Origin of the sequence: Nakamurella panacisegetis (assembly GCF_900104535.1) — a bacterium.
Taxonomy (GTDB): Bacteria; Actinomycetota; Actinomycetes; order Mycobacteriales; family Nakamurellaceae; genus Nakamurella; species Nakamurella panacisegetis.
The window spans coordinates 1,617,123-1,639,723 of sequence record NZ_LT629710.1; the positions used below are offsets into that span (position 1 = coordinate 1,617,123).

A 22,601-nucleotide genomic window follows, 5' to 3' on the forward strand; every position below is an offset into this window, starting at 1 on the left:
GCCCGTTCATCTGTCGATCTTCAATGACACGAGCGGTGTCTTTTGTTGCACGGTCAGGGTCCGTTCGTTGCATCAGGTCCAGATTGCCGTGGTGCCTGGGTTACTGGGCCGTCATGTTCCCTGGACGGGTGAGGTCCCGATGTTCGTTGCACAAGCCTTGCCGGTCAGGCGGCTTGCCACCTGATCAGCTCTGCTGAGCGACCTTTGCCTGCCAGGATAGTGACGGGAAAACGGACCATTCGGATGAGAGCTGAAGGAAACCATTGCCGGTGAAGGTTCGTTTTCTTGGGGCGGTCGAGAACCGACCAGCGGTGGCAGCGCGTCCACCAAGGCCGCCGATCGTGGCTTGGTCCTAGTCTGGTGCCCATGTCGGGCGTGAAGCAGGTGCAGGTGACCTTTGACTGTGCGGTTCCACAAGCCGTCGCGGAATTCTGGAAGGCCGCCCTCGGGTACGTCGACCCTCCCATCCCGCCGGGGTTCGACTCGTGGGATGCGTTCAACGCCTCGCTTCCCGCCGAGCAGCAAGGGTCCACCTCGGCCTGCCAGGACCCGAACGGCGTCGGCCCACGACTGTTCTTCCAGCGAGTACCCGAAGGCAAGACGGTGAAAAACCGGCTGCACCTCGACGTGCGGGTCGGCGTGGGACTCACGGGCGACCAGCGAGTCGCTGCGCTGGAGGCGGAAGCGGCTCGAATGATACTGCTCGGCGCTCAGCGCGTGCGCCTTCTCCGGGCGGACGAGGAGAACGAGGCATGCCTCGTCATGCAAGACGTCGAGGGCAACGAGTTCTGTCTCGACTAGCCGTCCGCTGCTAGGTCGCACAGCGGTCGTAGATGTAGTAGCCCGAGGGCTGAGTCCTGATCAGCGATCGTCTACCGGGGCGTTCAGGGTAGGCCTGAGGCATAGATGGTGAGCCGGTCGGCGAGTTCGACGGCGTGGCCAAGGGCCACGAGGTGGCCGCCGGGTATGACGTCGACATCGACGCCGAGCCGCTGCGCGGCCAGTCGGCGCTGCAGGTCGAGTGGGAAGAACCGGTCGTCGGCGCCGGCGAGCGCGCGCAGTGGCACGTCTGGCCAGCGCTCGAAGGTGCACGGCTGCCCGAACGGCGTGTCCGACGGCCCTCGCTGGTCGACGGGCAACGCGGCCAACACCTTAAGAACAATTCGTGTCTGCTGCAGGTTCTAAATCAGCCTCTTTTACAGATTCATACGCCAGCTCCTACGAACCCCTACCGCCCAAGATCGTAAGCGCAGCAGCCAGTTCGGCGTCGGCCATCGCTGATTAGAGCAGCAGCATGCGTTCGCGTAGGTCGTCCAATGCCCCCAGTGCCAGTGGGGCGAATGTCTCGTGGTCTCCCGCGCGAAGCCAACGTTCAAAACCTACTCTGAAGGCAAGTATGGCCATCTGGGCTGCCAGTCGCGAGCTTAGTTCGTCGTTGCCCCGGTCTTGTAGGGCCCTCGCGATCGACGCGGCAAGATGCGCGAGTTTCAGCTGGCCCCGTTCCTGAAGTTCGTCGTTGCCTGTGACGACAGCGATCCGCCGGAGCGCTACAGCACGCCGGTAAGGCGTCATGACGACGTCGGCGGCAATGAGAGCGATCCGAAGGCACGCTGTCGTGTCCGATGAAGAACTGGCTCCAGCAATCGCGTCGACGAACAGGCCCTCCAGAATGTCCTCGCCGGCCAGGATCACCTCCCGCTTGTCGGCGAAGTGCCGGAAGAAGGTAGCTCGATTTAGTCCCGCCCGTTCTGCGATCTGCGCGACGGTCGTCGACTCGTAGCCGCGCTCCTCGAAGAGATCGAAGGCAGCAGCCTCGAGCCGCTCCCGCGTATCCGGCGCCCACCTGCCCATAGAGCCACCCTAGCTCATGCGACTGAGTCGCAACGCGTGGTAACTTGATGCGACTTAGTTGCATCAGCGAACAGGGAGAAAACATGCACATCTTCGTCACCGGCGGCTCAGGATGGATCGGCTCTGCAGTCATTCCCGAGCTCCTCGCCCATGGACACACTGTTCTGGCCCTCGCCCGGTCGGACGCATCTGCGATCGCCGCTGAAAGGCTCGGCGCGGAGGTGCTCCGCGGCGACCTCGACGACTCCGACTTGCTGCGAGCCGCCGCCGCGCGGACGAACGCAGTCATCCACATGGCCTACCGTCACGACCTCGGGCAGGTCGGCGGCGCGGAGACAGACGCGAAGGCGATCGAGGCGTTCACGACGGCCACCGCTGGCACTGACAAACGCATCGTGGTCACCGGGGCGACGATTTCTGTGCCGGGTCGCGCTGCCACGGAGATGGACGAGCTGGTCCCGGTCGGTCCAATCGCAGCGAGGATCGCGAATCTGCGTCACGCCCTTGCCGCGGCGAAGTCCGGCGCACACGTCAGTCTGGTGATGGTCCCCCGAACCGTGCACGGCAACGGGGAACGACACGGCTTCATCCCCCAGCTCGTCACGCGAGCTCGCGCGACCGGGGTTTCTGCATACGTCGGCGATGGAACGAACCGTTGGCCGGCGGTACACATCAGCGACATCGCGACGCTGTACCGTCTTGCCGTGCAAGATGCGCCCGCCGGATCGGTGCTGAATGCTGTCGGCGAGGAAGGTGTGCGGGTCCGGGACATCGCCGAAGCGATCGGGAAACACCTCGGCATCCCTGCTGAGCCACGCCCCGCCACCGAGTTCGGTATGCCGCTTGGCGCGCTGCTGGCGGGGGACATGCCAGCGTCCAGCGCACTGACCCAGCAGCTCCTTGGATGGACACCCATACACCCCGGGCTACTTGAGGACATCGGACTTGGGCATTATTTCCAGTGATCAAGAGAGTGGAATCCTTGTCGACGCCGAGATTGGCGAGTGATCGGCTTCCGCGTAGCCCTGCACGCCGCATTCGACGTGCTGTGGGTCTATAGGGCAGTCAGATTGACCGACGGTCCGGCTCCTCGATCCCTCTGAGCACCCCGACGATATGCGCGAGTTCATGCCAGATTGCAGTCGGTTCGTCGATCGGCCGCTCGACAAACTCGCGGACCGACTCGACGTCATCTACCAGCTGACCAACGGTCAACTCGTCGGGCGCTGAGAGCATGTCGAAGGCAACGTCCGTGGGCACGCTCCAGTAGTCGTTACCCAAGAGCTGCACCTCAGACCCGTGCTTGATCGAGTACCACCCGCCCGCAAGCGTCGTTGTGTGACCAGGGATGTACTCGGTTGAAGCGGTCGAGCCCGACACCAGCATCCCGAGGGGACCTCATCCAACCCTCGCCGCCACGCCGACAGATCTCGGTGGGTCCAAGATTGGCGCCGACAGGTGGGGCCGCAACACTTGCCGAAACGCACTGGATCCAGCCCCGGATGAGCCATACGGTTGTTCGTCTATACTATGGATGAACGTTGGAGAGAGAAGGAGGACCTGTGACCAGTATCGGCAGCGTGCTTGACACCTTCGGTCATGGCATCGACCCGAATGACTTCGCCACCCAGCTCGAGCAGGCCATGAGGGCCCGGACCGCCGCCGATCATCGAGCGCTCTCCACCCACGACCAGGAGGTCCTGGCCGCCGTCGGCGTGCCTGCCGCCGACCTGACCCGCACGCCAGCCCGATCCGTGGTCGAGGAGGCGGCCCGCCTGCTGGAGGCGAACTCGCAGGCCCTGGCGGTCGCCGAGGCTGCTGCCGCGCTCGGACGAACTGCCGGACGGGTTCGCGGCGCCATCGCCGATGGCTCCCTGTTCGGGGTCAAGGTCGGCCGAACCTGGCTGCTTCCGACCTGGCAACTCGGCGAGTCCGGCCCGCTCCCCCACCTGCGGAAGGTGATTGGCGCCATCCCCGCAGGTACCTCCGCGGCGACCGTCGAGCGGGTGATGACGCAGCCCACGGACGAGTTGTTCATCGACGGTGCGCCCGTGTCGCCCCGTCAGTGGTTGCTGGCCGGGCAACCGCCCGCACCCGTGGTCGCGCTGATCGGCCAGCTCTACGCATGGTGAAGCTGCCCCGCCAGCCGGGCACGCTGCACATCGACGAGGCCGACCTGGGTGACTGGCCCCACCACGCCATGGTTCGCATCCACGGCACCGTCGGGGCCCTGTCGCTGCCTTGGCACGAGCTGCGCCACTTCGGCCCGACGTCCAACCGCTTCGACCCGCATCCACCACCGCCGGGAATGCACGCCGACTTTGCCGCCTCCTACGTCGCAGCGGACGTCGACACCGCGCTGGCCGAGGTCTTCCAGGACGGCCGGATCATCGCGCCGTCCGCGCCGAACGGACCGTATCTGACCGTGTGGAGGGCCACCCGGGCGTTGCGGCTGCTGGACCTGCGGGGCAGCTGGCCCCTGCGCGAAGGAGCGTCCCACGTCATCAACACCGGACCCCGGCCGGTGTGCCGGCAGTGGGCCCACGCCATCGCCCTGCACCCGATCGACGTTGACGGTCTGCTCTACACGTCCTCGATGACCGGGGCCGATGCCGCCGCCTTGTTCCGCCCGTCCGCCGACTCGTTCCCGGAACACCCTCTGCTGTCGCTGCCCCTGACCGACCCGGGCCTGGCCGGCGTCCTGGACGGCGCCGCGGCGCGCATCGGCTACGCACTGACCTGAGCCGCGTCAGCCCCGGCGGTCCGCGCGATTCCAATGGTCGCCAGGTATTCGTCAGCGGCTGTGCGTCGTTGTCACCCACCCCGTCGCCGGACCGGCCCGTGGTGGCCGCTCACTTCCCTACCTGTCCAAGTGACCGACGATAATTGCAGTTATGGTCATTGGCGTGCGGAGCCTCAGAACTGGCGCCCCGCACGCCCTGAGTGTGGCGCAGCAGGGTTCGGCCAGGCATGCCCGTGGCTGCTCGCGGGCTCTACCTGTGCCACGTCGCCGGCCGAGGCCTTGACCAGCCGACCGCGCTATAGCGACGGTGAACCGCGGTGATGGCGCGGCGGGGTGATCAAGTTGCCCGGCCAGCTCGGCCTTGTCATCGCCGGACGTGTCCCGGTCCGTTCCCCTGCGCCGCACGGTCCGTCGCGGCGCCTTCGCCCGGGGTGGGAGCGGTCACGCACAGGACACACCGGACCGCCGCGCTGACGCCGCCGATTCCATCAGGCTCTGCGCCGACCGGGCCTGTGTTCGGTCGGGACGTCCGCACTGAGCCGGTCTGTCCGCCCAGGGAGGGACACCGCTACTCCCCCGCCGGTTGCCACCTGCGACCAGACCTCAGATGTGCGCCATCGGGTCGGGCGGGTCCCCCGGCCCGGTGCCGGCGCATGGGCCGGTCGCGATGCTGTTGGCGACCTTGTAGGCCGCCGCGACGGCTTCGTTCACCTTGTCTATGTCGGCGTTCGCTGTCGCTTTCGCCGCGGCGATCGCACTCTTGGCGGCGTCGACCGAGCCGGCCGACGAGGCGTCGGCTGCCACCCCATCGGCGCCGAGCTGCTCGGCGCTTTGCACGTTGTCGATGTCCGTCTGGGCGGTGGCGAACTGAATCGACAGTTGGATCGCGTCGTTGGAGAGGCTGCTCGCGGCGTCGTTGTAGACAGTGCTCGCGGCGTCGTTGTAGACGACCGAGCTGGCGTTGACGCAATTGTCGCCACCGCCAGCCTTGGCGTCAGAGCGGGTGTGGTCCAGGTCCACCTGGGTCTGTTTGACATCGGCCGACAAGCTGGAGAGCTGCTGGTCGAAGTTCGTGTCCTGTTCGAGGGAGGCAAGTGCCCTCTGTTCGGCTTGCTGGTCGCTCGCGGCTTGCTGCTGTGCGGCGGCCGCTGCCGCGCTGGCCGCGGACTCTTCGGACGCCACCGAGGCATTCGATGCCGCCTGCTGCTCTAGTTGCGCGGCACTGGCCTGCACGACCTGCACGGCACTGTTGTACTCATCCGTCCTCCCGGGCTGGTACGTCTCCACCTGGATGGTGCCGTCCGCTTGCGGAACGGACAGCCGCAGGGTTTTGCCGTCGAGCTGTCCGGACAGTGTCGATCCGAAGCCGTGCGAGAAGGTGAGCGTGACCGACGAGCCGCTGATCGTGCCGTTGAACGAGGCGGAGTCGGTCTCCAAAGTCGTGGCCCCCACAGGGAGGATCGTCTCGCTGTAGGTTCGGCTAGCGAAACTGGCTGGACGACAAAGCTCGAACGCTCCAGGAGATCTGCACCCGTGCTGAGTCGTTGCTGGGCGACGTCGATGTGGACGGCGCGATCCGGCAGTATCGAGCGAAGGCGATTAACCGATCTGGCTAGCCGACCGTCGGTGAGCGGCAGGCGTTGGCTCTGGCCGCCGATTACTTGCGCGGGAAACTGAGCCACACGCACGGCCCAGTGATCAGTCCGCCAGGTGTCGAACGGACATCAGTACGCGCACGGGTGGCCGGGCATCCACGGCCGCCTGCCAACCTTCGACAGCTTGTGACGGCTGCCCGAACATGACCAGCACCACGCCGTCCCGGGGAGCTGCCCGATACTCGCCCTTGTCCACGGTCCAGCCAGCCGCCGCGCGTGGTTTGAGCGCCGCAGACGGGGCGACCAGGCAGACCTCGCCCAGCAGTCGGATAGTTCGAGCTTCCTGCCGACAGGCATCGTAGGACGACTCGTCACCGATCAGATCGTTCAGTGCCAGGGTTGGCCGCTTAGGCTCGGGGTGCGGCACGTCAACCGCCCAGATTGCCCGGCTGACACCGGCTAGATCTTCGAGTTCGGTGATCTCCTCGTGCCGCAGGAACTCCGCCCAGGCGCCGTCCGGTGTGTCCGCGAAGTAGTTGGCCGGCCCTTCCCCTGCACCGTGCCACCGGGCTGGCGGCTGCGACGAGTCCTCCCAGAGAAACGGGTATCGGGCGTCTGCATGTCGATACCAGGTCACGTGGCAGACATCGCGGTGAGACTTGCGGCTAGGTCAGCGACCTCGATGACCGGATGGTCGTCGGGCGACCATGTGCCGGTGAGCCGTTGCGACGGAGACTGTCCGTTCAGTGCCCTCCGCGGCCGGTCGAACCATCGCAGGATGCCGAACCTGTTGTACGCACCGGCCAAATCGGCCACCCTCATCGCCAGCCAGTGCAGTCGGACGGCCACGTCCTGTGGTGTCGGGCGCCCGTGGTTCGCGTAGCGACGCACCGACGACTCGCTGATGCCGAGCAGTTTCGTCAGAACCTCGGGTGGAAGCGTCCGTTGGAGCGACTCCCATTCCGTATCGGGATTCGGAGAGTTCTCCACGACGATGTTCATCAAGTCCAAGGCACTGCGGAGGTCTTCGTCAGCTTCGGTTGGCTTGGTCAGCAGGCGGCCGATGCCAGCTTTGAAGAACGCGTCCAGCGCCGCCGTCAAGGAGGATCGCGACAATGTAAGCAGATCATCCGTCGCAATCAGGCCCATTGCCTCAGCACGGGTGATCAGGCGTACGGCCGTGGCCTGCAAGTCAGGCTCGAGTGCGGTCGGGACGGCGACGGACGCCACGTCTTCTTCGGGCACGCCGGAATGACGGCGGACTTGATCCATGTTCCGATTGTAATCCGTTGCTCGCCCGAACGGGGCCCGTTTGGGGCAAAATATCGCTTGTTGTGTGATCGCCCAGTCCCCGTGAACATCCGGTGCATGGCACAAGACAAGGTCACCCGCGTGCCGGCGAAGCTTGCAGCTCGTCCAGGCTAAAGCGCGACTGCCTGTCAGCAGGGCCGTGAAGCACAGGGTGTCCGAGGGTGGCTGCCCGTACCGCGCCGAGTGATCGGACCTGGACGACAACTCGCAGCGGAATCAAGACGCCTGCGCGACCACCGACAGCTCGTGTCCGGTTGACGCCACCGCCCAACCGAGCCAGCTCGTTGCGGATCGATGACCGATCAGGGATCGCGGACCGGGCACCGTACGATTTCACAGCCTCACGGCGTCGTCTCTGCTGCGCCGTTTTTTTTGGGGTGGTTTCCGCGCGGTTCGGCCCAGTGGGTCCCGGTCCCGCCTGGCCTGGTCGCCCTGTACCGGTTGCGGTGGCCGGTGCAGGTGGCGGCCGAGGTGTGGCCGCGGCGATCACCTGGTCCAACCCCGAAGGGGTGACCCGGCATCACCAGAGCGAAGAAGGTCGCCTGGTCGATCTGCTGTGGATGCTGGTTCCCGGTCGCGGCGCTCCCGGCCGACGGCGCCTCCGGGCTGGCCGAGCGCGTCACGAGGACGCGCCGAGCCATCCGGGAACGCCAGTCACGCTGACGACACCCCTGGCCGGAGGCAAGCCCGATTTGACCAGAGGCACTCCCGATCAGCCCGAGGCCAGCCGAAGCCGAAGTCCGCTCGCCCGGGCGGCCGGACGAGCGATGGCCGCCCGGAGTTCGACGTCCGAACCGACGAGCCGCACATGCTCCTTGGCCCTGGTCAGCGCGGTGTAGATCATCTCCCGGGTGGCCAGAGGCGAATCGGCGGGTGGCAGGATCACGGTGACCCGCTCGAACTGGCTGCCCTGGCTGCGATGCACCGTCATCGCGTGCACGGTCTCGACATCGCCGAGCCGGCTCGGGGCGAAGTCCACCAGATCGGCACCGCGGGCGAACACTGCCCGGGCCGAACCGTCGGCCTGCCGCACGACCACGCCGGTGTCCCCGTTGAACAGACCCAACGCGTAGTCGTTGGCCGTCACCAGCAATGGCCGCCCGATGTACCACTCGCCCTCCCGCGGATCGCCCGGGACGTCGGCCAGCCACCGTTCGATCTTGCGGCTCCAGGCCTGCACCCCGAACGGGCCGGCCCGGTGCGCGCACAGCACCCGGTGCCGGTCGAGCTGGGCCAGCGCCGCCCGGGCGTCGCCGTCCTTGGCCGCCGCGCGGATGGCCGTCGCCGCTCTCACCACGTCGTCCCGGATCCGTTCCTCCGAGGTGTCCAGATCAAGCGGGGCCTCGCCCGCGGCCAGCACGGCCACCGCCGCATCCGCGTCCCCCGCGCGGACGGCACCGGCCAGCCGGCCGATCACGCTGCCGAACCGCCAGGTGTGGGTGAGCACGACGACCGGCCGCACGGAGCCGGCCGGCAACGGCCGGGCCGTGAGGCCGGCGACCAGGTCGGCCAGCACCGCCCCGGCCTCGACCGAGGCCAGCTGATCCGGGTCACCGACCAGTACCAGCCGGGCGTCGGGTCGGACCGCCTCGAGCAGCCGGGCCATCAACGTCAACGACAACATCGAGGTCTCGTCCACCACCACGATGTCGTGCGGCAGCCGGTTCTCCCGGTCGTGGCGGAACCGGGTGCCGTCCCCGGGCCGGCTGCCCAGCAACCGGTGCAACGTGGAGGCGGTGACCCCGGCCAGGCGCTCCCGGTCGGCCGCGCCGAACTCGGTGGCCACCACCTGCTGAACCGCCTCCTGCAACCGGGCCGCGGCCTTGCCGGTCGGGGCGGCCAGCGCGATGCGCAGGCCAGGGCCGTGCTGGTCGTGCAGGACGGCCAGCAGCCTGGCCACGGTGGTCGTCTTGCCGGTGCCGGGGCCGCCGCCGAGCACCGTGGTCCAGCGACGGACGGCACTCTCGGCCGCGAGCCGCTGGTCGGTCAGCTCGGGGAAGTGCCGATCGAGGCTGTCCTGCAACACCGCCGGGTCGACCGAGGGTGGCAGCTGGGCCTCCCGGACGGTCAGATCGGCCCTGACCTGATCCTCCTGCCGCCAGTAGCGGTCCAGATAGAGCAGATCCAGGTCCCACCGCAGAGGCCGGCCGGGGCCGACCAGGGGGCTGGCCTTCACCCGGTCCGTCCACGACCCGACCTCCGGCCAGGGCAGATCGGGTGCGACACGGGCCATCTCACGCAGATCGATGCACACCGAGCCGCCCCGCACCCCGCGGACAGCCAGAGCGACGGCCAACCGGACCTGCTCGTCCGGTTCGTCGGCCAGCGCGCCGAGCCGGTTCGCCACGTGCACGTCGGCCGCGGACAACACGTCGACGCGGTTGAACACGCCGAGCAGGCCGGTGGCCCGGGAGGCGAAACGGGCGTCGTAGGGATCGACGTCGAGCACCGGGGTGGTCATGACACTCCTTGATCCAGCAACGCGGACAACTCGACCACCAACGCCGGGGGCGGCCGCCAGCCGAAGACACCGCAGGGCAGCCCGTCGACGATCGGGGTGGCCGGGCCGGACATGCCCCTGACGTAGAGATAGATCGCGCCGCCGAGATGCGCCTCCGGGTCGTAGCCCGGTTGGCGCCAGCGCAGGAACCGGTGCAGCGCAACCGAATACAGCAACGCCTGCAGCGGGTAGTCCGAGTGGGTCATCGCCTGCTGCAGGGCCGATGGCCGATAGTGCCAGGCCGACAACGGCTCGCCGTCGTCACCGCCGAGCCAGTTCGTCTTGTAGTCCGCGATGACGTACCGCGGGCCCGGCAGCCGCAGCACGGCGTCCAGGCTGCCGGTGAGGTATCCGCGGAGCAGTTGCCAGGACATCTCTGGCGAGGCCAGCCGGTCGGCGTAGCCATGCATCGCGTCGGTGCGGGGCAGATGACGCCGCAACAGCGGCGCCACATCGCCCAGCAGGACCTCGGCCGCCGGACGGTCACCGCCGGCCAACGGCAGTTCGAAGTTCAACTCCGTCAATCGATCTCGGACGCTCAGATCGGCCAGCGTCAAACCCTGGGCGATCGGGCCGAGCGGTGTCGACAGCACCGGCCGCAGCGCCGCGGCGAGTTGCCCGGCCGTCATCGGGCCGGAGTGCCGGGCCAGCTGTTCGGCGCTGCGCGCCGTCAGCTCGGCCATCAGGTCCGGCGCCTGCGGGTCGGTGTGCTCCAGGACGGCGTGGACCAGCGTGCCGAACGAGGTGCCGGCCGGGAGATCGGCCATCGGCGACGGCACCGACCGAAGGGCGGCATCGGCGGCCGGATCGACTGCGGTGACGGCGGTCTCGGCAATCACCTCGTCGTCCCGTTCGCCGGTCTCCGGCTCGCTGCCGACCCCTTCGCCAGCCGCCTCACCGGCCGCGGACAAGGCGCTGTAGGAGGCCCGGCGCCAGGCCGTGTCCAGGGTCCGGTCGAAGTGTCCGACGGTGAAGGACGCGCTGGACCGGACCGCCGCCGGTACGACGACATTCGGCGCCGGTACCGAGGCTTCGATCGCCGGGCCACCTCTGGCCTGAAGCTGGTCCAGCCGACTGCGGACCTCGTCGTCATTGGGAAGCACTGCGGTGTCCGGGATCTCGCCCGAACCAGGGGTGCGCCCGAACAGCAGCCGGTGCAATCCGGAGTCCGGGGTGTTGCTGGAGGGCACCCACCAGGTGACCACCTGTGACTGGGCCCGGGTGAGACCGACGTAGAGCAGCCGCAACGCCTCTCCGGCCTGCTCACGGGCAGCGCGGCGCTCCCGCTCCGGCCGGCCCATCGAGGTGAATCCGCCCACGTCGAGCACTCGATGGCCGTCGTTGTCGTGCAGTTGCAGCACCTTGGGTTCGGAGTTGACCCACCGGTCGGACGCGAACGGCAGGTAGACGACCGGATACTGCAGGCCCTTGGAGACGTGCAGGGTGAGCACCTGTACCGCGGCCGCATCGCTGTCCAACCTACGGATCCGCTCGGCACTGGTCTCGATGGCCGACTCGTCCCGGCGCCGGCGCAGCCACTCGACCAACGCGGCCAAGCCGAGTCCTTCCTCGACCGAGGCGGCCTGCAGGCCCTGACCAAGGTGCCGGAGGTCGGTGAGCCGCCGTTCGCCGTCGACCTCGGCCAGCATCCGGCCCGGGAGCCCCTGTTCGGTGAACGAGAGTTCCAGCAGCGCCGCCACGCCGCGGGACTTCAGCAGGTCGGCCCAGTTCCGGAGCAGGGTGCCGAGCTGGTCGGTGATCCCGTCCCCGCCCCGATCCAGATCCTCGGCGGTGTACCCGAGGAACGGCGTGAGCGCGGCCGCCCTGACCCGTCCCGCACGGTGCGGCTGTTCCAACGCCTCCAGCAGGGTGAGCCAATCGTCCCCGGCCGCGGTGCCGTACACGCTGCCGGCCCCGGCGGTCACCGACGGGACGTGGTGCGCGGCCAGCGCCTCGCGGACCTGCGCGGCCTGCACGTGGGTGTTGACCAGGACGGCGACATCCCCGGCGATCAGCGGCCGTCCGTCGAACCGCGCACCGGAGGCCAGCAACTGGGCGATGTCGGCGGCGAGGTCCTCCGCGATGTGCGGGCGCACCTGATCCATGTAGACCTTGGCCCGCGGGCCCTTCCCGAACTGCTCGCGGGTTGCCACACGCAGCCGCAACGGGGCCGATGACGGTGCTCCGACCAGGCGGGACCCGGCATGGGCCGACCGGACCGGCCGCACCACGATCTCCTCCTCACCCAGTTCAGCGCCATCGAAGAGCACCTGCAGCGCGTCGACCAGCGGGGCGTCGCTGCGCCAGTTCCGGCCCAGTGTGGCCCGGGCGTGCGCGGTGCGCGCGGCGGCCAGGTAGGTGTAGACGTCACCGCCGCGGAAGGCGTAGATCGCCTGTTTGGGGTCGCCGATCAGGATCACGGTGGCCACCTCGGCGAAGGCCAGCCGCAGGACGTCCCACTGGACCGGGTCGGTGTCCTGGAACTCGTCGATCAGGACGATCTTCCAGCGGTCCCGCATCCGCAGCCGCGCCGCCGCGTCCGCCGGTTCCAGGGCCCGGGCCAGACGGCTCAGCAGATCGTCGTAGCCGAGCAGCCCGCGTTCCCGCTTCCGCTTGTCGACCTCGTTGCGCACGGCCGTCGCGAAGCGGAACCGTAACGCGGACAATGACTCCGGCGGCTCGTTGGCCGGTTCGAGACGGGCACCGGGGTCGCCCACCGCCCGGCGTCCGAGTTCCAGGGCCACCGTCCGGTCGATCTGCGGCGCCTCCGCGCCGGGCGCGCCGAACCGCCGGATGTACAGGTCGTCGACCACCTCGACCACCAGATCGTCGAGGTCCTCGACCAGAGTGGTGCCGGAGTCGCTGTCGCCGGCCACCCCGAGGCCGGTGAGGACCTGTTGGCAGAACTGGTGCGTGGTGGCGATGGTGGCCGCGTCGAAGTCGGCCAGAGCCCGGGTCAGGCGGTGACGACGCAGGGCCACCTCGTCGTCCGGGGCATCGGCCAAGCCGGCGATCAGGTCGTTCGGGTCGTCACGGGCCGGGCCCGGATCGGCCAGCGCCCGCTCGGCGACGACCAGCTGTTCCCGCACCCGCTCCCGCAGTTCCTGGCTCGCGGCCCGCCCGAAGGTCACCACCAGGAGCTGTTCCAGGGTGGCCCGCCCTTCCGCGACGTAGCGGGTGACGAGCGCCCCCACGGTGTGGGTCTTGCCCGTTCCGGCGCTCGCCTCGAGCACCGTGGTACCGGTCGGCAGCGGATCGCGGATGTCGAACGGTATGGGCTCCAACAGGTTCGGCGCGCTCATGTCTGCTCTCTCACAGGGCCGTCATCCGGCGGTGTTGCAGCAGTGGACCCCAGAGTTGCACCGACAGTTCGCCGAGCCGGGTTGCCGGGTCACCGAAGACATCCTCGAACGGCGCCCGGTTGCCCCAGACCAGAGTGTGCGGGGCGTCGTCGTCCTCACCGGGGAACTTCCCGGAGGACCAGGAGCGCCGCGCCGCGAAGGCGGCCTGGTCCTCCCCCTCCATCTTCACCACCGAACCGGCGTAGGCGAAAGAGGTCTTGAGCGGCAACGGCAACGGCTCGCACAGGCCGGCGTCGTACAGCTCGACCAGCGCCGCGAGGTACGTCCGGGCCTTCTGCTGCTCGATGGGACCGAAGGTGGCGCTCCGCGGCCGCCCCGGTTCTCCGCGCCCCACGGCCACCGCCGTCCACTCCCGCTCCGGATGGGCCGCGGCCAGGGCCAGGAGGGAGATCCACACCGACAGCTGAGGTTTCGGGCCCAGCTTGCTGTACCCGACGGACACGACGGCGGTGCCGTGCACCCCGGCCACCGTGCCGCGCAACTGGCGACCGCCGGCCAGCGCGACCGACACGTCGACCGTCCGGCGTTCCGGCCGCATCAGCGTCTCGGTCCGCTCGACCAACGGGTTCACCTCGTTCAGCAGCGCGTCGAGGGTGGACTGGCCGAGCGGTCCGGGCGGCAGCACTCCGCGTCGCCACTCCGCCTGCCGGCAAGCCGCGTCGTCGACGCCGGCCAGCCGGTCCCGGAGGATCCGATCGCCGACCGCCCACTGCTGCAAGCTGTCCAGCTCGACGGTGAGACTGTCGCTCGGCTCCGGTTCTTCGAAACGTGTTGCCACGTCCAGCCTCTGACGCAGGAATCCGCGGGCCGGATGGGTCAGCAGCGCGATCAGCTCGGCCAGGTCGACGTCCGCGGTCGGGCGCGGCGGCAACGGTCGGGCCAGGAACGGCCGGGGCCGATGACGCGGCCCGACCGCGGCCCGGGCGCCCTGCAGGGCGGTGTCGTCGTAGCTGAACGCACCCGGCCGACCGAGCGCACCCGGAATCACGTTCTTGGCGTCGAAGGGCTGCAACGGATGTCGCACCAGTACCTGGTTCAGGACCGGCGAACCGTCGGCGGCCACCGCCGTCTCGTCGAGCGAGTCCATCAGCTCGCCCAGGGGTACGGCCGGCGGCCGGACGGCGCCGGTGCGTTCGTCGGCGCCGGTGTAGGTGATCACCAGATGTTCGGTGGTGGCCAGGATCGCGTCCAGCATCAGCTGCCGATCCTCGCCCCGGCTGTCCCGCTCCCCGATGGCCGGTTCCCGCGAGAGGATGTCGTCGCCGTCGGGCCGGGTGTTGCGCGGATAGATCCCGTCGTCCAGGCCGAGCAGGGCGACCACGCGGTGCGGCACCGACCGCATCGGGACCATGGTGCAGACAGTCAGCGTGCCGGTCCGGAAGTTGGCTCGCGTCGGCCGCCCGCCGAGCCGGCCGCCGAGCAGGGCCCGGAGGTCGGACAGCCCCAGCTGGGTTCCCGAAACCCGTTGTCCCGCCGCCGCCGCGACGTCGCCCAGCTCACGACGAACCTCGGCCCGTTGCCATCCGTCGTCGGTCCCGACGTCGGTCAGCAGGTCGACCGCTTCGGACAGCGCGTCGAGCCATTCACCCAACGGCCGCGTCCCGGTCAGGGCGTCGAGGGCGTACTGGAGCCGGTCCAGCAGTTCGGCCAACCGGCCGGCGAGTTCGACGTCCCCACTGCCGACGTCGTCGAGCGGCAACGCGAGTCCGAGCCGGTTCTGGTCCTCGTCGGCCATGGCGACGCCGAGCAGAATCCGATCCAGGCCGGCCCGCCAGGTGTTCTGTGGAAACCGTTGCAGGCCGAAGGGGCCGCGATGATCGGCGTCCAGGCCCCACCGGACCCCGGACTGGGTGACCCAGCGGGCCAGATGGTCCAGGTCGTCGTCGTCGAACCCGAACCGCCGCCGCACCGGCGGCCAGCCGGCCAGATCCAGCACCTCGGAGGCGCCGACCCGGCCGCCCGCCATCCGCAGCAAGCGGGCCACGGTGGCCAGCAGCGGGTTGGTCTGGGTCAGCGCCCGGTCGGCCAACCGGACCCGCAGGCGGTGCGCCGGATGCCCCCGGTCCTCCGGGACCACGTCGGCCAGGCCGAACGCGGCCGCGATCAGCGGTGCATAGGCCTCGATGTCCGGACACATCACCAGCACGTCGCGGGGTTCCAGGGTGTCGTCGTCGGCGAGCAGCCCGACCAGCACCTCGCGGAGGACGTCGACCTGACGGGCCGGGCCGTGGCAGGCGTGGATCTGCACACTGCGGTCCTGCGGGACGACCGGGCGGCGGGCGGCGGTGTGATCCTGCCGGATGTTGTCCTGCAGCCGGCCGAGGAGGGTCCCGGGCCGGGCGGGCAGCGGATGGTGCAGATCGGCGTGGTCAACGGTGTTCAGGACCAATTGCAGCTCTCGGGAGTCCCGCCCGAGCGAGGCCAGCAGCGGATGTCGGGCCGCCGTGACCGTCGGGTCCATGCGACGGGACCCGGTCTCGACGCGGCCTTCCAGGCGTTCCCACAAGGCCGGAGACGGATGCGGGAGCCACAGGTGGACGTCGCGGTGTTCGGCCAGGCCGTCCAGCACCTCGAGCTGGCTGCGGGGCAGCCGGGTCGGGCCGAACAACGAAAGGCGTTGCGGCAGGGCGTTCTCGGCCGGATCGGCCCGCAGCCGATCAATGGCCTCCTGGCGCCGGTCGACCGGGTTGCCGACCTGGACCCGCGCCGCCACCCGACGCCAGAGTTCGGCCTGCCACTGCAGATCCTCGGGCAGGGAGCGGTCAAGGCCGTCGGTGTCCCGCCCGGCCGCCCAATCGGCGAGCATGGCGGATCGGTTGGTGGCGTAGGCGTCGAACAGCCCGGCGATCCGACGGGCCACCGCATAGCGGCGGCCCTGTCGGTGAGCGCGTTCGGCGTCGCCGGCACCCACCCCGAGGTGCGCGCCCAGGGTCCGGGCCCACGGCTGGGTGATGGACTCGTCGATCACCTCGAGCAGCGGCCAGACCAGCGCATCCGGTGCCCACGGGTCGGCGTGCCGGGCCGGGCCGTTGATGACCTCGTTGACCAGTGCGGCCGGCGACGGGAACCGGACGCCGGCGCAGATGCCGTCCTGACGCCCGGGACGAGGGCCGAGACGATGCGAGAGCTGTTGCGTCAGCCAGCGTTCCACACCGCGCGCGGGGACGGCGATGATCTCCTCGGCGAAGACGTCGTCCAGCGGCTCGGCCATCAGGTCGGCCAGCGCTCCGGCGAGCGCGTCGGCACGCTCGGCCCGGTGCACGAACATCGTCATGCCCGACAGCCTGACAGAACCAACCGACACCGCGGCGCGTCACCCACATCCGCCCACGTCAGTGCGGCTGTCGCACCTCGCGCCCGCCCTGCGGCCCCGCGGACTGATGCCGCACGCCGTGCGGATCGACGCAGTCCTCCCCGACGTGCAGGTCACCGAGCGCCACCGGTCCACTCTGGATGTGGTCGACCTGCAACGTCGTGTGCTCGATCCGGTACTCGCCGCGCAACAGGATCTCCAGGTCGCGACGCACAGCGTGGCAGTCGCCCCCGGGATCGACCAGAACGTGCGCGGACAGAGCCGGCATACCGGAGGTGACGTCCCAGATGTGCAGGTCGTGCACCTCCTCGACGCCGGGACGGGCGGCCATGGCCGGCCCGATGAGATCGGGGTCGAGGCCAGCCGGCGCGCCCTCGAGGAAGATCCGTCCGGAGTCGCGGACCAGCCCGTAGCCCGCCTTGATCATCAGGGCGGCGACCAGCAGGGCGGCGATGGCGTCGGCCCGGGCGAATCCGGTCACCGCCACCACCAGTCCGGCGATCGCGGTGGCGATGAACGCGTACAGGTCGTTGAGGATGTGCTGGAACGCACCTTCGACGTTGAGGCTGGTCCGGTTGGCCTTGGAGATCAGCCAGGCGGCGGCGATGTTGACGACGATGCCGACCAGTGCGGTCCCGAACACCAGGAGCCCCTGCACCGTCGGCGGCTCGATCAGCCGGTGGATGCCCTCGTAGACGAACCAGACGGCCAGCAGCAGCAGGGTCAGCCCGTTGGCCTGGGCCGACAGGATCTCGGCCCGCTTGTAGCCGTACGTCCAGCGCCCGCGGGCCGGTTTCGCCGACAGCCGGATGGCGATCAGCGCCAGCAGGATCGACGCGGCGTCGGTGAGCATGTGCCCGGCGTCGGTGATCAGGGCCAGCGATCCGGCGATCAGGCCGACGACGACCTCGGTGATCAGGAACGCCACGATGAGGGCGAGTGCCCCGGTCAGGTATCGACGGTCGGCGTCGGGCGCGACCCCATGGCCGTGGCCCGCGCCGCCGTGCCCAGCGCCGCCGTGGCCCGCACCGCCGTGGTCGTGGGCGCCGTGGTGGTGGGCGTCGTCATCCGTCATCGGTCACCGTCGACGTGATGGGCCGGATCGACCGACAGGACGACGCTCATCAGGTCGGTCAGGGCGTGGGCGAGACGCGGATCGGCCAGCTCGTACCGCGCCCGGCGGCCTTCTGGGACGGCGACGACCAGCCCGCACCCCCGCAGGCAGGTCAGATGGTTGGACAGGCTCTGCCGGCTGACGCCGAGCAGATCGGCCAGATCCGACGGATAGCTCGGACTGTCCCGCAGGGCCAGCAGGATCCGGGCCCGGGTCGGGTCGGACAGGGCATGGCCGAAGCGGGCCAGGACGGCGCCGAAGGTCAGGGTCTCCACGCGACGGACGGTACACCGAAAGCTGTACCGAGCCCAGCCGCGTCAGCTCCTGGATCGAATCAGGACCGCACCAGGCGCGCGATGGCGTCCGACGCCTCCTTCAGCTTCAGCTGCGCATCCTCGCCGCCGGCCATCGCGGCATCCAGGACACAATGCTTGAGGTGGTCGTCGAGCAGGCCGAGGGCGACACCCTCGATCGCCTTCGTCAGCGCCGAGATCTGGGTGAGGATGTCGATGCAGTACTGCTCCTCGTCGACCATGCGGTGGATACCTCTGGCCTGCCCCTCGATCCGCTTCAGCCGCGCCAGATACTTGCTCTTGTCGCTGATGTACCCGTAGTGCGAGTGCGCACCGTCATCGGAATCGGTGGCGTGCGTCGGCTCGGTCATCTTGTCGGTCCTCATCTTCTCTTCCGTTCCTTCCACGATACCCCAAGGGGGTACCGTTGGGACGGTTCCTGGCTGGTCAGAGCAAGGGCTCGAACGCGCGCACCCGGTGGACGACCGCCGATTTCGGGTACGCCCGGTCCGGACGGTCGGTCCCGTCGGGAAACTCGAAGAGATCGATCATCAGCTGCTGCGGATAGGTGATGGCCTGGTCCAGCTCCCGGACGAGGTCGTCGTCGACGTAGATCCCGATCCCGGCGGCGTCCCAGGCCGCCGCGTAGGTGTGGGCGGTGGTGGCGTCCAGATCGAGCGACACGTCCACGATGTCGGTCCGCAGCCGCGGATCGTGATGGGCCTTCACCCCCGCGCGGATGTTCGATCCGTACCGGCCGACCGCATCGCCGAACAGCTCCGCGATGCAGATCTCGCCGGACTCGGTCGGGCCGTTCTGCTCGAATCCCACCATCCAGATCCCGACCATGCACGTCACATCCGGACTGGCACTCACGGTGACCTCGACCAGACCCGATGACGGGGTCCACGACGAGCGCGTCGGCACGGCCGTCCGCACCTGCAGGTCGGGCCGATGCCGGTGCTGACCGATCGTGGAACCAACCGGACCCGCGAACGACCCGGTCTGCAGGTTGGAGACCCGCAGCTCACCGTCCTCCGGGCGCCACGCGGGCTGGTCGGCGTCGATGCGCAGCTCCAGACCGTCCCCGGTCAAGGCGTAGCGCGCGGCCGAGCGGGCCGGCGTGGTCCAGTGCGGCAGGTAGTGATCGATCCACCGATCGCCGTTCAGGACGCCACCGGTGAAGTCCTCGTCGAAGCACAGCGCGTATCCGGATCGGTCAAGGCGTCGGGTGACACTCATAGGCTCCTGCTTCCCTTTCTGTGCTCGGCGTTGAGTCATCCGGAACCGTCAGGACAGGTAGGGGCAGCAGCGCCAGGTCAGTCCCGAGGGGTGACCGTCGACACCTTGAGGCCGCTGCGGCCCAGCGAGCGGTATTCCATGCCGCGAATCTATGCCGGACCCGATGATGCGCGGATGGGGGGCCGACGCGGCCGGCGTCGCGCAGCCGGATCGACGATCACCCAAACGGACACGACCTTCCGCCGGACGGGTCCCGCCGGCGGCCCAGGAATTCGTCACGCCGTCACCTCGTGTACAGACCGGATCGAGGATTCATAGAGCACAATCGATCTGTGCACCCTATCGTCACCTTAGAAGCGCTCACCGCCGGCAGTGACGCCGTCGACCAGATGGTGTGGTTCGGGGGCGGCCTGCTGGTGCTCGGGCTGACGGCCATGATCCTGTCCGGACGCAACCATGCGGCCCGCAAGCGGCTGAAGGAACCGGAGCGCAACAGCCCCGGGTAGCGTGATCGGCGTGGAGGCCGAACTGGTGCACGAATCAGGGCGCCCTATTGACCTGGCCGGCACCATCGGTCCACTGCGCCACGGCCCGGCCGACCCATGTCATCGAGTAGCGGCCGACGGTTCGACCTGGCGCGCCTCCTTGATGCCGACCGGTCCGGTCACCTACCGCCTGAGCCAGCTCGATCGTCACCGGGTTCGTTGTCAGGCCTGGGGTGCGGGGGCATCCGAGTTGATCGCCGGCCTGGACGACCTGCTCGGCGAGAACGACGATTCGTCGACCTTCGCCCCCCAGCACCCCAAGATCGTCGAGGCACACCGTCGGCACACCGGCCTGAGGATTCCGCGGAGCGGCCGGGTGATGGAGTCGCTGGTGCCGGCCATCCTGGAACAGAAGGTGACCGGCCAGGAGGCCTTCCGGGCCTGGCGGGTGCTGGTCGGGAAGTTCGGGGACCGGGCCCCCGGGCCGGCCCCGGCCGGGATGCGGGTGCCGCCGAGCGCGGACGTCTGGCGGATGGTGCCGTCCTGGGAGTTCCATCGGGCCGGTGTGGATCCGGCCCGGTCCCGCACCGTGGTCACGGCGGCCAAGATCGCCCGCCAGCTGGAGGGCTGCGTCGCTCTCGGGCCCGTCGATGCGGAGCGCCGGCTGCGGGCCGTCCCCGGGATCGGCATCTGGACCGCCGCGGAGGTGGCACAACGCGCCCTGGGCAACGCCGACGCTCTGTCCGTCGGCGACTACCACCTGGCCGGAGTGGTCGGCTGGACGCTTGTCGGGCGCCCGATGGACGACGACGAGATGGTCAGCTACCTGGAGCCGCTCCGGCCCCATCGGCACCGAGCGGTGAGACTCCTGGAGATCAGCGGCCAGGCGTTCAAGCCACGCTTCGGACCCCGGATCACCATCCAGGACCACCGCACGCACTAGACCCCAGGGTGGCGGGCCGGAGTCAGTTGGTGAGCACGATGATCACCACGGCGACCACGACGATCGTCGCGATGACCGGCACGAGCAGGCCGGGCCACCGCCACATCCAGAACTGCTCGGGTTCGGCCTGCGCGCGCGGCTCCTCGTTGACGAAGCGGCGGAACATCTGAGTGTCCGCGATCGCGTGCGGTTCGTCCGGATCTGGGCTGGTCATAGCTCTATCCAACACCACCGGTGACGTGTTTCCGGTCAGTGTGACCGAGAATCGGCGGCGAATCCCAGGTCACGATGCTCCCAGCCATGCGATCAGCGCTCGGTGGTCGCTCCCCCCGACCCGTTCGGTCCGAGTGCGCAACGACCGGTAGCGGCCGGTGTCGAACAGGACGTGGTCGATCGGCGCGGTGAACCCGGCCGGGTAGTCCGACGGCCACGTGCCCTCGGCGCCGCGACCGACGCTGGACGCGGCGTCGGCGCACCGCCCGAGATCGGTCAGTGGGGCGTGGTCGACGGTGGCGTTGAAGTCGCCGGCCACGACGGCACCGACCGACGCGATGCACTGGTTGGCCGCGTTGCGGGCGTGCACGGCCCACTGATCGAACCCGATCACCCGGCCCGGCGCGGGCGGGTGGACGGCCACCAGGGTCGGCCCCGCTCCGTCGATCGGGACGGCCCGCACGATGCCGACCAACTCGCCGGTGGCCGGGAGCTGGCGGTACCGGCCGAGTTCGTCGGAGATCAGCAGGCTGGTGTCGGCGATCGGCCACGGGCTGTCGGCGGTGGTCGAGAACACCTGGAAGTGACGCCCACCCGCGGCCAGCAGGTCAGCGGTCGCCTGCGCGGTGGCCCTCATCGTCTCCGGCAGGGCAACCACCGTCGCCCCCTGGCCCCGCACGAGCCCCGCGATCTGAGCCGCCGTGGTGTGGACGTCGTAGGTGTTGAACTCGATCACGACCAGCGCGGCGGTGCCCGGATCATCACCGCCGGCCCAGCCCCGGGAGACCACCACCCCGAACTGGGACAGCCCGGTCACGGCCAGCACCGCCGTGGTCACCCGACGGATCCACGGTCGGGATGCGGGCCGGCGGGGCGGCAGCAGCAAGGTGAGGGCAGCGATCAGGGCGGCGCCCAGCAGGACCGCTCCGAGCAGCGCGCGGAACGCGATCAGGTGCAGGAAGATCGGGGTCGTCGACAGGCCGAACCATCGCGGATCCAGGAGTGCGACCGCGCCGGCCAGACCGGGCGTGACGAGTACCCAGCCCAGCCACCGGAATCGCGTCATGATCACGAGTGTCAGGTCCGCGGCGTCATCGTCGTGTGTGGTGCGAGGGCCGTCACCTGACGGGGTGATGACAGCCAGGGGTCCGCGGTCCGACCAGGACCGCGACCTTCACGCCTTGCTCCCCTGCCGTGCGCGGGCTACGGTCAGGCTTCGTGTTGTCGCAAGGAAGCCGGTGTGAGTCCGGCACGGTCGCGCCACTGTGAGTGGGTTCCAACCCGCAAGTCAGGTCTTTGACGACTCCACGTGCCCCATCGATCACGGGACGCAGAATCCCGGAAGGAGCTCCTCATGACCACAGCCGTACCCAACACGGCGGCGACACCGGTCGTCATCCCGCTGTCCAAGGCCGTCGCCTGGCTCGTGACGGCCGCGGTGCTGGCCCTCGGGGTCTACTACTTCATCGGCATCGACCAGGGCGCCACCTCGGTCTTCGGCAGCAGCACCGGCATCCACGAATTCGTGCACGACGCCCGGCACTTCCTCGGTTTCCCCTGCCACTGATCGTCTCGATCTCGATCACTCACTGATCGCGGCCCGGAACACCCCGGCGCCGCGATCAGTTCGCGTACC

22 protein-coding genes and 1 riboswitch are annotated in these 22,601 nt (G+C 69.3%); of the genes, 7 read left to right on the forward strand and 15 right to left on the reverse strand.

The window, feature by feature from the left end:
* The first annotated feature begins 366 nt into the window (after positions 1–366).
* Complete coding sequence (locus BLS97_RS07140) at positions 367–801, forward strand: VOC family protein (protein WP_090475378.1); 435 nt, start codon at positions 367–369, stop codon at positions 799–801.
* A gap of 83 nt (positions 802–884) precedes the next feature.
* On the opposite strand, the gene BLS97_RS07145 is transcribed toward BLS97_RS07140, so the two are convergent.
* Entirely contained in the window at positions 885–1,139 is a 255-nt protein-coding gene (locus tag BLS97_RS07145) for an alpha/beta fold hydrolase (protein WP_197676450.1), read from the reverse strand.
* A gap of 142 nt (positions 1,140–1,281) precedes the next feature.
* Complete coding sequence (locus BLS97_RS07150; RefSeq protein WP_090475379.1) at positions 1,282–1,851, reverse strand: TetR/AcrR family transcriptional regulator; 570 nt, start codon at positions 1,849–1,851, stop codon at positions 1,282–1,284.
* Positions 1,852–1,934: 83 nt separating this feature from the next.
* On the opposite strand from BLS97_RS07150, the gene BLS97_RS07155 reads away from it, so the two are divergent.
* The gene (locus tag BLS97_RS07155) at positions 1,935–2,816 is read left to right on the forward strand and encodes an SDR family oxidoreductase (protein WP_090475380.1); all 882 of its coding nucleotides are present in this window, start codon (positions 1,935–1,937) and stop codon (positions 2,814–2,816) included.
* Positions 2,817–2,916: 100 nt separating this feature from the next.
* On the opposite strand, the gene BLS97_RS07160 is transcribed toward BLS97_RS07155, so the two are convergent.
* Complete coding sequence (locus BLS97_RS07160; RefSeq protein WP_157695256.1) at positions 2,917–3,132, reverse strand: hypothetical protein; 216 nt, start codon at positions 3,130–3,132, stop codon at positions 2,917–2,919.
* 281 nt (positions 3,133–3,413) lie between these two features.
* Between BLS97_RS07160 and BLS97_RS07165 the strand changes: the two genes are divergently transcribed.
* Together BLS97_RS07165 and BLS97_RS07170 are read left to right on the forward strand one after the other, a co-directional pair.
* Entirely contained in the window at positions 3,414–3,983 is a 570-nt protein-coding gene (locus tag BLS97_RS07165) for a hypothetical protein (protein ID WP_090475382.1), read from the forward strand.
* Positions 3,977–4,594: an RES family NAD+ phosphorylase gene (locus BLS97_RS07170; protein WP_090475383.1), complete on the forward strand. Its 618-nt coding sequence runs from the start codon at positions 3,977–3,979 to the stop codon at positions 4,592–4,594. Before BLS97_RS07165 ends, BLS97_RS07170 begins: the two co-directional genes overlap by 7 nt.
* 603 nt (positions 4,595–5,197) lie before the next feature.
* Here BLS97_RS07170 and BLS97_RS07175 read toward each other — a convergent pair.
* From BLS97_RS07175 to BLS97_RS07220, 10 genes are all read right to left on the reverse strand, one after another.
* Positions 5,198–6,046: a hypothetical protein gene (locus BLS97_RS07175; protein WP_157695257.1), complete on the reverse strand. Its 849-nt coding sequence runs from the start codon at positions 6,044–6,046 to the stop codon at positions 5,198–5,200.
* 246 nt (positions 6,047–6,292) lie between these two features.
* On the reverse strand, positions 6,293–6,826 hold the full coding sequence (locus tag BLS97_RS07180; RefSeq protein ID WP_090475385.1) for an RES domain-containing protein: 534 nt from the start codon (positions 6,824–6,826) through the stop codon (positions 6,293–6,295).
* Positions 6,823–7,461, reverse strand: coding sequence for a hypothetical protein (locus BLS97_RS07185; protein WP_090475386.1), 639 nt, complete (start codon positions 7,459–7,461; stop codon positions 6,823–6,825). The genes BLS97_RS07180 and BLS97_RS07185 overlap by 4 nt, the downstream gene beginning before the upstream one ends.
* Before the next feature lie 751 nt (positions 7,462–8,212).
* On the reverse strand, positions 8,213–9,961 hold the full coding sequence (recD, locus tag BLS97_RS07190; RefSeq protein ID WP_090475387.1) for an exodeoxyribonuclease V subunit alpha: 1,749 nt from the start codon (positions 9,959–9,961) through the stop codon (positions 8,213–8,215).
* Complete coding sequence (locus BLS97_RS07195) at positions 9,958–13,302, reverse strand: UvrD-helicase domain-containing protein (protein WP_090475388.1); 3,345 nt, start codon at positions 13,300–13,302, stop codon at positions 9,958–9,960. The genes recD and BLS97_RS07195 overlap by 4 nt, the downstream gene beginning before the upstream one ends.
* A 10-nt stretch (positions 13,303–13,312) precedes the next feature.
* On the reverse strand, positions 13,313–16,636 hold the full coding sequence (gene recC / locus BLS97_RS07200) for an exodeoxyribonuclease V subunit gamma (RefSeq protein ID WP_090475389.1): 3,324 nt from the start codon (positions 16,634–16,636) through the stop codon (positions 13,313–13,315).
* Positions 16,637–16,694: 58 nt separating this feature from the next.
* A complete protein-coding gene (locus BLS97_RS07205) occupies positions 16,695–17,750 on the reverse strand; it encodes a cation diffusion facilitator family transporter (RefSeq protein WP_090475390.1) in 1,056 nt (351 codons plus the stop codon).
* Complete coding sequence (locus tag BLS97_RS07210; protein WP_090475391.1) at positions 17,747–18,064, reverse strand: ArsR/SmtB family transcription factor; 318 nt, start codon at positions 18,062–18,064, stop codon at positions 17,747–17,749. Before BLS97_RS07210 ends, BLS97_RS07205 begins: the two co-directional genes overlap by 4 nt.
* A gap of 59 nt (positions 18,065–18,123) precedes the next feature.
* A complete protein-coding gene (locus tag BLS97_RS07215) occupies positions 18,124–18,453 on the reverse strand; it encodes a metal-sensitive transcriptional regulator (RefSeq protein WP_157695258.1) in 330 nt (109 codons plus the stop codon).
* 76 nt (positions 18,454–18,529) lie between these two features.
* A complete protein-coding gene (locus tag BLS97_RS07220) occupies positions 18,530–19,324 on the reverse strand; it encodes a glycoside hydrolase family 16 protein (RefSeq protein ID WP_090475392.1) in 795 nt (264 codons plus the stop codon).
* Between the two features lie 332 nt (positions 19,325–19,656).
* Here BLS97_RS07220 and BLS97_RS22745 point away from each other — a divergent pair, with 332 nt between their 5' ends.
* Positions 19,657–19,830: a hypothetical protein gene (locus BLS97_RS22745; RefSeq protein ID WP_157695259.1), complete on the forward strand. Its 174-nt coding sequence runs from the start codon at positions 19,657–19,659 to the stop codon at positions 19,828–19,830.
* Positions 19,831–19,834: 4 nt separating this feature from the next.
* On the forward strand, positions 19,835–20,752 hold the full coding sequence (locus BLS97_RS07225) for a DNA-3-methyladenine glycosylase family protein (RefSeq protein WP_407938045.1): 918 nt from the start codon (positions 19,835–19,837) through the stop codon (positions 20,750–20,752).
* A gap of 22 nt (positions 20,753–20,774) precedes the next feature.
* Here the strand turns inward: BLS97_RS07225 and BLS97_RS07230 are convergent, their stop codons facing one another.
* Both BLS97_RS07230 and BLS97_RS07235 read right to left on the reverse strand, forming a co-directional pair.
* Positions 20,775–20,966, reverse strand: coding sequence for a hypothetical protein (locus tag BLS97_RS07230; RefSeq protein WP_090475394.1), 192 nt, complete (start codon positions 20,964–20,966; stop codon positions 20,775–20,777).
* Positions 20,967–21,035: 69 nt separating this feature from the next.
* On the reverse strand, positions 21,036–22,031 hold the full coding sequence (locus BLS97_RS07235) for an endonuclease/exonuclease/phosphatase family protein (RefSeq protein ID WP_157695260.1): 996 nt from the start codon (positions 22,029–22,031) through the stop codon (positions 21,036–21,038).
* A gap of 138 nt (positions 22,032–22,169) precedes the next feature.
* Positions 22,170–22,316, forward strand: a riboswitch (adenosylcobalamin (AdoCbl) riboswitch).
* 3 nt (positions 22,317–22,319) lie between these two features.
* Between BLS97_RS07235 and BLS97_RS07240 the strand changes: the two genes are divergently transcribed.
* Positions 22,320–22,532, forward strand: a complete 213-nt coding sequence (locus tag BLS97_RS07240; protein ID WP_090475396.1) for a CbtB domain-containing protein — start codon at positions 22,320–22,322, stop codon at positions 22,530–22,532.
* Positions 22,533–22,601: the final 69 nt, after the last annotated feature.